Here is an 8,404-nt window from a genome sequence, read left to right as displayed (position 1 = left end):
CCCGAGCCCGGCGTCGCCGCGCGCGAGACGCTGCGCCGGCGGCTGCGGGAACGGCCGGAGCCGGAGCGGCACGAGGTCCTGCTCGACCTCGTCCGCGGCAGTGCCGCGACCGTGCTCGGGCACCGCGGCGGCGACGCGGTGGGGCCCGACCAGACGTTCCAGGATCTCGGGTTCGACTCGCTGACGGCCGTCGAGCTGCGCAACCGGCTGGCCGACGTGATCGGGACCCGGCTGCCCGCCACGCTCGTGTTCGACTATCCGACACCCGCCGCGCTGGGGGGACACCTGCTCGGCCTGCTCGACCTGGGCGAGGCGGAGCCGGCCCCGGGACCTGTCCTCGCCGAGCTGGCCCGGCTCGAGCGGGCTCTGGCTGGCTCGGCGGCGGCCGGTGGGCACCTGCCCGACGAGGTGGCCGCGCGGCTGCGCGCCCTGGCCGCCGCCTTCGGCCCGGCGCCGGCCGGGACCGGACCGGGCGCCCTCGATCTCGCCTCCGCCAGCGACGAGGAGATGTTCGAGCTTCTCGACAACGAGTTCGGCCGCTCCTGACGGGCCGTTTTCCGGGAGGCGTGACGAAAAGGCTGGTGTGTTTCCTCGGGCGGGCCTTCATCGGTCGGATCCACCTTTCCGGGTCAGGGATCAGGGGGTTCGTAGGGGAGGTTGGGTGAACGTGCTCAACATTACTGGGGTTGACGATGAAAGGGCGCTCGAACTACCGTTCTCGAGAACGGCTGTGCGCCCGCGATCGTTCAACGGAAGCCGCGCGGATGAATGAGCCTTATCCGCCGTCGGAACGGCTGGGAATTCTTACGGCCGGGAACTGTGACATCTGGGATCCTGACGGCTGGAATTTTGACGGCTGGAATTTTGACGGCGGAGGAGTTTCCTGACCATGAGCACCCCGCGGCTGCGGATCGGCGTGTTGGGCTGCGCGGACATCGCCTGGCGGCGCACGCTGCCGGCGCTCGCGGCGAACGCCGAGGTGGAGCTGACCGCCTTCGCCAGCCGTGACCCGGCGAAGGCGCGGCGCTTCGCCGATCGCTTCGGCGGCGAGCCGGTCACCGGCTATGACCGGCTGCTCGGCCGTGCGGACGTGGACGCGGTCTATGTGCCGCTGCCGCCGGGCCTGCACGCCATCTGGGTAGAACGCGCGCTGCGCTCCGGCCGCCATGTGCTGTCCGAGAAGCCGCTCACCACGTCGCGGGCGGACTCCGAACGGCTGGTGGCCCTGGCCGACGCATCGGGGCTCGCCCTGCTGGAGAGCCTGATGTTCCTCACCCATTCGCAGCACGGCGTCGTGCGGGACCTGGTCGGCGCGGGCGAGATCGGCACCGTCCGTGGGCTGACCGCGCAGTTCGCGTTCCCCGCGTCACCGGCGCGCGGCCGCCACAGCCGCGACGTCGGCGGCGGCGCGCTGACCGACGTCGGTGTCTACCCGATCCGAACGGCGCTGCTGTTCCTGGGGGAGGACCTGCGGGTGGTCGGCGCCACGCTGCGGGTCGACGACGAGCTCGGGATCGACATCGCCGGCGACGTGCTGCTGGCCACGCCGACCGGGGTGAGCGCGCACCTCACCTTCGGCACCGAGCACGCCTACCGCTCCCGGTACGAGCTGTGGGGGAGCACGGGGCGGGTCGCCGCGGAGTGGGCGTACACCCCGCCGCCCACGCACTCCCCGGTGATCCGCGTGGAGCGGCAGGACCGGGTCGAGAAGATCACCGTGGCCGCCGACGACCAGTTCGGCAACGTCGTCACGGCGTTCGTCGCCCGGGTGCGTGACGGCGTCCCGTCGGTACTGGAGGGCAAGGCGGTGCTGGCGCAGGCGGACCTGATCGACCGGATCCGCGACCAGGCCCTCGTCCTGCCGGCCCGGCGCGACCCCGCCGTCGCTACCTGATCCGCCGCCACAGGCGCCCGTCGCCGGGCCCTGACATCGCATCCGACGAACGATGGGAATCCCGATGAGTGCGACAGCGCGCGACCTGATCCTGGAGAGTGTGCGGAAGTACCACCGTGACCAGACGGACAACGCCCCGTTCGTGCCGGGCGAGACACCGATTCTGTCCTCCGGCGCCGTGTTCGACGAGGACGACCGCGCGGCGCTGGTCGAGGCGGCGCTGGGGATGCGGATCGCCGCCGGCACCGCCTCGAACCGGTTCGAGCGGCGGTTCGCCCAGCTGCTCCACCGCCGCAAGGCCCACCTGACCAACTCGGGCTCGTCGGCGAACCTGCTCGCGCTGACGGCGCTCGCCCAGCCGGAGCTGAAGGAGCGCCGGCTGCGCCCGGGCGACGAGGTGATCACCGTTGCCGCCGGCTTCCCGACCACGGTCAGCCCGATCGTGCAGAACCGGCTCGTGCCCGTGCTCGTCGACGTGGAGCTGGGCACCTACAACACCACGGCCGAACGGGTGGCCGCCGCGATCGGGCCGCGCACCCGGGCCATCATGATCGCTCACGCGCTGGGGAACCCGTTCCCCGCCGCCGAGGTGGCCGCGCTGGCCGAGGAACACGGCCTGTTCTTCGTCGAGGACAACTGCGACGCGGTCGGGTCGTTCTACCAGGGGCAGCCGTGCGGGAGCTTCGGGGACCTCGCGACGGCGAGCTTCTACCCGGCACACCACCTGACCATGGGCGAGGGCGGCTGCGTGGTGACCGACAACCTGGTCCTGGCCCGCCTCGTCGAGTCCCTGCGGGACTGGGGCCGGGACTGCTGGTGCGAGCCGGGCGCCAGCGACACCTGCCACAAACGCTTCTCCCAGCAGCTCGGCAAGCTGCCCTACGGCTATGACCACAAGTACACGTTCTCCCACGTCGGCTACAACCTGAAGTCCACCGACCTGCAGGCGTCGCTCGGCCTGTCCCAGCTGCGCCGCCTCGACGAGTTCGGTGCCGCCAGGCGCCGCAACTGGCAGCGCCTGCGGGCGGCGCTCGACGGGGTGCCCGGTCTGCTGCTGCCGGAGCCGACCCCGGGCAGCGACCCGAGCTGGTTCGGCTTCGTGCTCACGGTGACGCAGGACGCGAGCTTCGACCGGGCCGGGCTGGTCGCGTTCCTGGAGTCCCGCCACATCGGCACCCGGAACCTGTTCTCGGGGAACCTGGTCCGCCAGCCGCTGTTCGCCGACGTGGAGCACCGGGTCGTCGGTGACCTGACGAACAGCGACATCATCACCGAACGGACTTTCTGGGTCGGGGTCTACCCCGGCATCACCACCGAGATGATCGACTATGTGGCCCAGTCGATCTGGGAGTTCGCCACGTCCTGACCGGGCTCCGCCGCCGGTCCGCCCTCGGTGGGCGGGCCGGCTGGGTGGGCCTGGACCAGGACGAGGACCACGACGAACGCGACGACCAGGAAGGCCGTGCTCCCCGTGAACGCCGTGGTGTAGCCCTCGATCGCCGCCCGCGGCGACGTCGTCGCGCCGCCACCGCCGTGGGCCCGCTCGTAGCGTGTGATCGCCGTCGCGGAGACCGTGCTCAGCAGCGCGACGCCGAGCGATCCACCGATCTGCTGGGTGACGTTGACCAGGGCGCTGGCGACGCCGGCGTCGCGCGGCGCGACACCCGTCAGAGAGACGTTGAACATCGGGATCACCGCGAACCCCATCCCGGTGCTGATCAGGATCTCGGCGGGCAGCAGCGTGCCGGGATAGCCGGAGCGCAGGTTGAGGCGGGTGAGCAGCAGCATGCCGGCGATGGAGAGCCCGATGCCGCCCAGCATCAGTGCCTTGGCCCCGAGCCGGGAGAGCAGCCGACTGGTCAGGTTGGCCGCGACGAGGACGCCGGCGCTGATCGGCAGGAACGCGAACCCGGTGCGCAGCGCGCTGTAACCGAGGGTGTTCTGGAAGTAGTAGGTCAGGAACAGCAGCGTGGCCAGCATGTTCGCGCTGATGAGCGCGGCGGCCAGGAACGAGCCGCCGCGGTTGCGTTCCAGCGGCACCCGGGGCGGCAGCAGCGGCTGCGCCGAGCGTGCCTCGACGACGACGAACGCCGCGAGCAGCAGCGCGGCGCCGACGAGCAGGCCGACCGTCTGCGCCGACGCCCAGCCGTGATCCTCCCGGGCGGCGACGGTGAACCCGTAGCCGAGCGCGACCAGCCCGGCGGTCACCGTCACAGCTCCGAGGACGTCGTAGCTGGGGTGCTCGCCGGCCCGGCTCTCCCGGATGACGGGCACCGCCGCCGCCGCGGTGACCAGCGCGATCGGGATGTTGACCAGCAGGCACCAGCGCCAGGACGCGTACTCGGTGAGCAGCCCGCCCGCGACGAGCCCGATGGCGGCCCCGCCGCCGGAGACGGCGCCGTAGACGGCGAACGCGCGCGCTCGCTCCCGGCCCTCGGTGAACGTCACCGTGATCAGGGAGAGCGCCGCCGGCGTGAGGACCGCCGCGCACACGCCCTGCAGGGCCCGGGCGGCGATCAGCAGCCCGGCGGTGGGGGCCGCGCCGCCCAGCGCCGACGCGGCGGCGAAGCCGAACAGGCCCCAGACGAAGGCGCGCCTGCGGCCGAGGAAGTCGGCGACCCGGCCGCCCAGCAGGAGCAGGCCACCGAAGGCCAGCGCGTACGAGGTCACGACCCACTGCCCCGCCGCCGCGGACATGTGCAGGTCGCGCAGCGCGCTCGGGATCGCGATCGTCACGACCGACCCATCGAGGACGACCATGAGCTGGGCGACCACGAGGACGCTCAGGGCGAGCCAGCGGCGTGGATCGAGCGGCTCGGCGGCGGCCGGCGTGGCCGGCGTGGCCGGCGGCGGATCGCCGGGGGGCCGGCCCGGGTCGTCGCCGGCGACATCAGTACGGGTGCGCACGGATGATCTCCTCGGATTCCGGGCCGACGGGTCGAGATGGCGTCAAACTATGTCGGGTAATGGTGCGGTCACCGATTTTCGGCCCCTGTGAAGGGGTGTTCTAGGGGGCTTCGCGGCAACCCGGTTCCCTTTTCGAATCAGGGCGTGAACAGGGGTCGGGCAGGGGAGCTGAATGCGGCTTCCTCGGTGAGACTGAGAATGTCGCGGAGCCGCCGCCGGCGCGGGAATGTGAAACGCGGCGCGGTCCGGTCGTTCATCCGCGTGCCGATGGCGGTCTTCATCGCCCCCGGAACATCTGTTCCGACGACTGGCTGTCGGTCTGACCGGCTTCGATCCGAGGGAGCCCACCGTGCCCATTAGCACGCCCGCCGACAGCACACGGTCCGCCACGGGCGGCCGCTCCGAGGAAAGCCACGCTCAGCGGGACGCCGGGTCCACCGCGGGCCCGGCGGGCGGTGACGAGCGGCTGCGTGCCTACCTGCGGCGTGCCCTCACCGAGCTGCAGCAGAGCCAGCTGCGGCTGCGCGAGGTCGAGGACGCCGCGCAGGAGCCGATCGCGATCGTGGGGATGGCGTGCCGGCTGCCCGGCGGGGTCGACTCGCCCGCCGGGCTGTGGGACGTCGTGGCCGGCGGGGTGGACGCGGTGTCCGGGTTTCCCGTCGACCGGGGATGGGACCTGGACGGCCTGTTCGCCGCAGCCGCAGCCGCAGCCGAAGACGCAGCCGTAGCCGTAGCCGGAGACGCAGCCGCGGAGGCTGGTGCGGGCGGGCCGGCCGGTTCCACGGCGGCCCGCTCAGGCGGGTTCCTGCAGGACGTGGCGGGATTCGACGCGGACCTGTTCGGGATCTCGCCGCGTGAGGCGCTGGCGATGGACCCGCAGCACCGGTTGTTGCTGGAGGTCTCCTGGGAGGTGCTGGAGCGGGCTGGGCTGGACCCGCGTGCCCTGCGGGGAGAGCCGGTCGGCGTCTTCACCGGCCTGATGTTCCACGACTACTCCCATCACGTGGAACGGCTTCCCACCGGGCTGGAGGGCTATTTCGGCATCGGGAACTCGGGCAGCGCGGCGTCGGGCCGGGTGTCGTATGTGTTCGGGTTCGAGGGCCCGGCCCTGACGGTGGACACGGCCTGCTCGTCGTCGCTGGTCGCGTTGCATCTCGCGGCGCGGTCGCTGCGCTCGGGCGAGTCGTCGCTGGCCCTGGCGGGTGGGGCCGCGGTGATGACGACGCCGGAGGTGCTCGTCGACTTCTCCCGGCAGGGCGCGCTGGCGACCGACGGGCGGTGCAAGGCCTACGCCGACGGCGCCGACGGCACCGGCCTGTCCGAGGGCGTGGCGATCCTGCTGCTGGAGCGGCTGTCGGACGCCCGCCGGCACGGCCACCGGGTGCTCGCGGTGGTGCGTGGGTCGGCGGTCAACCAGGACGGGGCGTCGAACGGGTTCACGGCCCCGAACGGCCCGTCGCAGGAGCGGGTGATCCGCGCGGCGCTGGCGTCGGCGGGCCTGACGGCCGCGGACGTCGACGTGGTGGAGGGCCATGGGACGGGCACCAGACTCGGCGACCCGATCGAGGCGCAGGCGGTGCTGGCGACCTACGGGCAGGGGCGGGAGAACGGGCCTCCGCTGCTGCTCGGCTCGGTGAAGTCGAACCTGGGCCACACCCAGGCGGCGGCGGGCGCGGCCGGTGTCATCAAGATGGTCGAGGCGCTGCGGCACGGAATCGTCCCGAAGACGCTGCATGCCGCGCGGCCGAGTGCGCAGGTGGACTGGTCGGCGGGCGCGGTGGAGGTGGTGGCGGAGCAGGTTCCGTGGCCGGCGACGGGGCGGCCGCGGCGCGCGGCGGTGTCCTCGTTCGGGATCAGTGGAACGAACGCGCACGTGATCCTGGAGGCCGTGCCGGACGAGGCCACGGTGCAGCCGCCGAGCCCGTTGCCGGCTCCGGCGCCGGTGCCACTTCCGGTGTCGGCGAACTCGTCGGCGGCGGTGCAGGCGCAGGTCGAGGCCGTCCAGGCGCTGGTGGCCGAAGGTGTCGCGGCGGCGGATCTCGGGGTGTCGCTCGACCTGCGTTCGCGGTTCGCGCACCGGGCGGTGGTCCTCGGTGAGGACGTGGTGCTGCCCCGGCCCGGGCTGGCCGACGGCGGCCGGACCGCCTGGGTCTTCACCGGCCAGGGCAGCCAGTGGCGGGAGATGGGGCTCGGGCTCGCCGCGGCGTTCCCCGAGGTGGCCGAGACGTTCGACGCGGTCGGCGCGGCGACGGGGACGGATCTGCCGGCGCTGCTGGCGAGTGCGGGTATCGACGGTACGGGCCTCGCCCAGCTGGGCATCTTCGCCGTGCAGGTCGGCCTGGCCCGGGTGCTGGACCGGGCGGGCCTACGCCCGGGGGCGGTCTGGGGGCATTCGGTGGGCCTGATCGCGGCCGCGCAGGTCGCCGGCGTGTTCTCGCTGGCGGACGCGGCGCGGCTGGTGGCGGCGCGGGGCGCGCTGATGGCGGCGCTGCCGGCGGGCGGCGGGATGCTCTCCGCCGCCGTCGACGTGCCCGAGGCCCGGGAGGTGCTCGCGCTGCTGCCGGAGCGGGCACGGGCCCTGGTGTCGGTGGCTGTGGTGAACGGCCCGCGGTCGCTGGTGTTCTCCGGGGACGCGGTGGCGCTGCGCGAGGTCGAGAGCCTGCTGGCGGACCGGGCGGCCCGGACCCGGTGGCTGAGGGTCAGCCACGCGTTCCACTCCCCGCTGATGGATCCGATGCTCGACGCCTTCGCCGGGGTGGTGGCGGGCCTGACGATCGCGGCCCCGGTTCTCGCCGGGCTGCCGGAGCGGGTGACCGATCCGGACTTCTGGGTGCGGCACGTCCGTGACCAGGTGGATCTGCCCGCGGCCGTGCGCGAGCTGAGCGGTCTCGGTGTGACGCGGTGGGTCGAGGTCGGCCCGGACGCGGTGCTGCGGCCGCTGGTCGAGCAGAACCTCGACCACCTGCACTCCACCGATGCCGGGCCGGCGCACCTGGACGGGCCGGCGCACCTGGACGGGCCGGCGCACCTGGGCGGGCACACGCACCTGGTCACCTCGACCATGCGCCGCGGAACGCCGGAGACCGCGACGATCGCGGCCGCGCTCGCCGACCTGTGGGTCGGTGGCCAGGACGTCGACTGGTCTTCGTTCCGCGCCGGCGGTACGCGCACCGACCGGCTGCCCACCTACCCGTTCCAGCACGAGCGGTACTGGATCCAGCCGGCGGCCGGTGGCCCGGCGAACGTGGCGGCAGCCGGACTCGACGCGGCCGGCCATCCGCTGCTCGGCGCCGCCCTCGACCTCGCCGGCGCCCCGCACGAGGTCCTCACCGGCCGGGCCGCGGTGCCCGAGCAGCCGTGGCTCGCGGACCACGCGGTCGCGGGCGTCGTCCTCGCGCCCGGCGCCGTGCTGGTGGAGCTGGCACTCCACGCCGGAGCCCGCGCCGGCTACCCCGACCTGCTCGACCTTGCGATCGACAACCCGCTGGCGCTGCCGCGGGCGGGGGAGCGTCGCCTGCAGGTGCACCTCGGCGAGGCCGACGGCAGCGGCCGTCGCCCGGTGTCGGTGTACTCCCGTGGCGGCCAGGACGGTGCGGAGGGTCA

5 protein-coding genes are annotated in these 8,404 nt (G+C 73.4%); 4 read left to right on the top strand and 1 reads right to left on the bottom strand.

Annotated features, from left to right (window positions below; genetic code table 11):
- The 3 genes from FREUN1FDRAFT_RS36740 to rfbH all read left to right on the top strand — a co-directional run.
- On the top strand, nt 1–546 hold a 546-nt coding region (locus tag FREUN1FDRAFT_RS36740; RefSeq protein WP_006545489.1), incomplete at its 5' end, for an acyl carrier protein.
- 343 nt (nt 547–889) lie between these two features.
- Nucleotides 890–1,894, top strand: coding sequence for a Gfo/Idh/MocA family protein (locus FREUN1FDRAFT_RS36735; protein WP_006545488.1), 1,005 nt, complete (start codon nt 890–892; stop codon nt 1,892–1,894).
- Between the two features lie 64 nt (nt 1,895–1,958).
- Nucleotides 1,959–3,260 (top strand): lipopolysaccharide biosynthesis protein RfbH, encoded by a 1,302-nt coding sequence (gene rfbH, locus FREUN1FDRAFT_RS36730; RefSeq protein WP_006545487.1) that lies wholly within the window; start codon nt 1,959–1,961, stop codon nt 3,258–3,260.
- Here rfbH and FREUN1FDRAFT_RS36725 read toward each other — a convergent pair.
- Nucleotides 3,221–4,801, bottom strand: a complete 1,581-nt coding sequence (locus tag FREUN1FDRAFT_RS36725; protein WP_006545486.1) for an MFS transporter — start codon at nt 4,799–4,801, stop codon at nt 3,221–3,223. The genes rfbH and FREUN1FDRAFT_RS36725 overlap by 40 nt on opposite strands.
- 349 nt (nt 4,802–5,150) lie before the next feature.
- On the opposite strand from FREUN1FDRAFT_RS36725, the gene FREUN1FDRAFT_RS36720 reads away from it, so the two are divergent.
- Nucleotides 5,151–8,404, top strand: a 3,254-nt coding sequence (locus FREUN1FDRAFT_RS36720; protein ID WP_006545484.1) for a type I polyketide synthase, incomplete at its 3' end; no start/stop codon positions are given.

The organism is Parafrankia sp. EUN1f (genome assembly GCF_000177675.1).
Lineage (GTDB): Bacteria > Actinomycetota > Actinomycetes > Frankiales > Frankiaceae > Parafrankia.
This window is presented reverse-complemented; position numbering and strand designations above follow the sequence as displayed.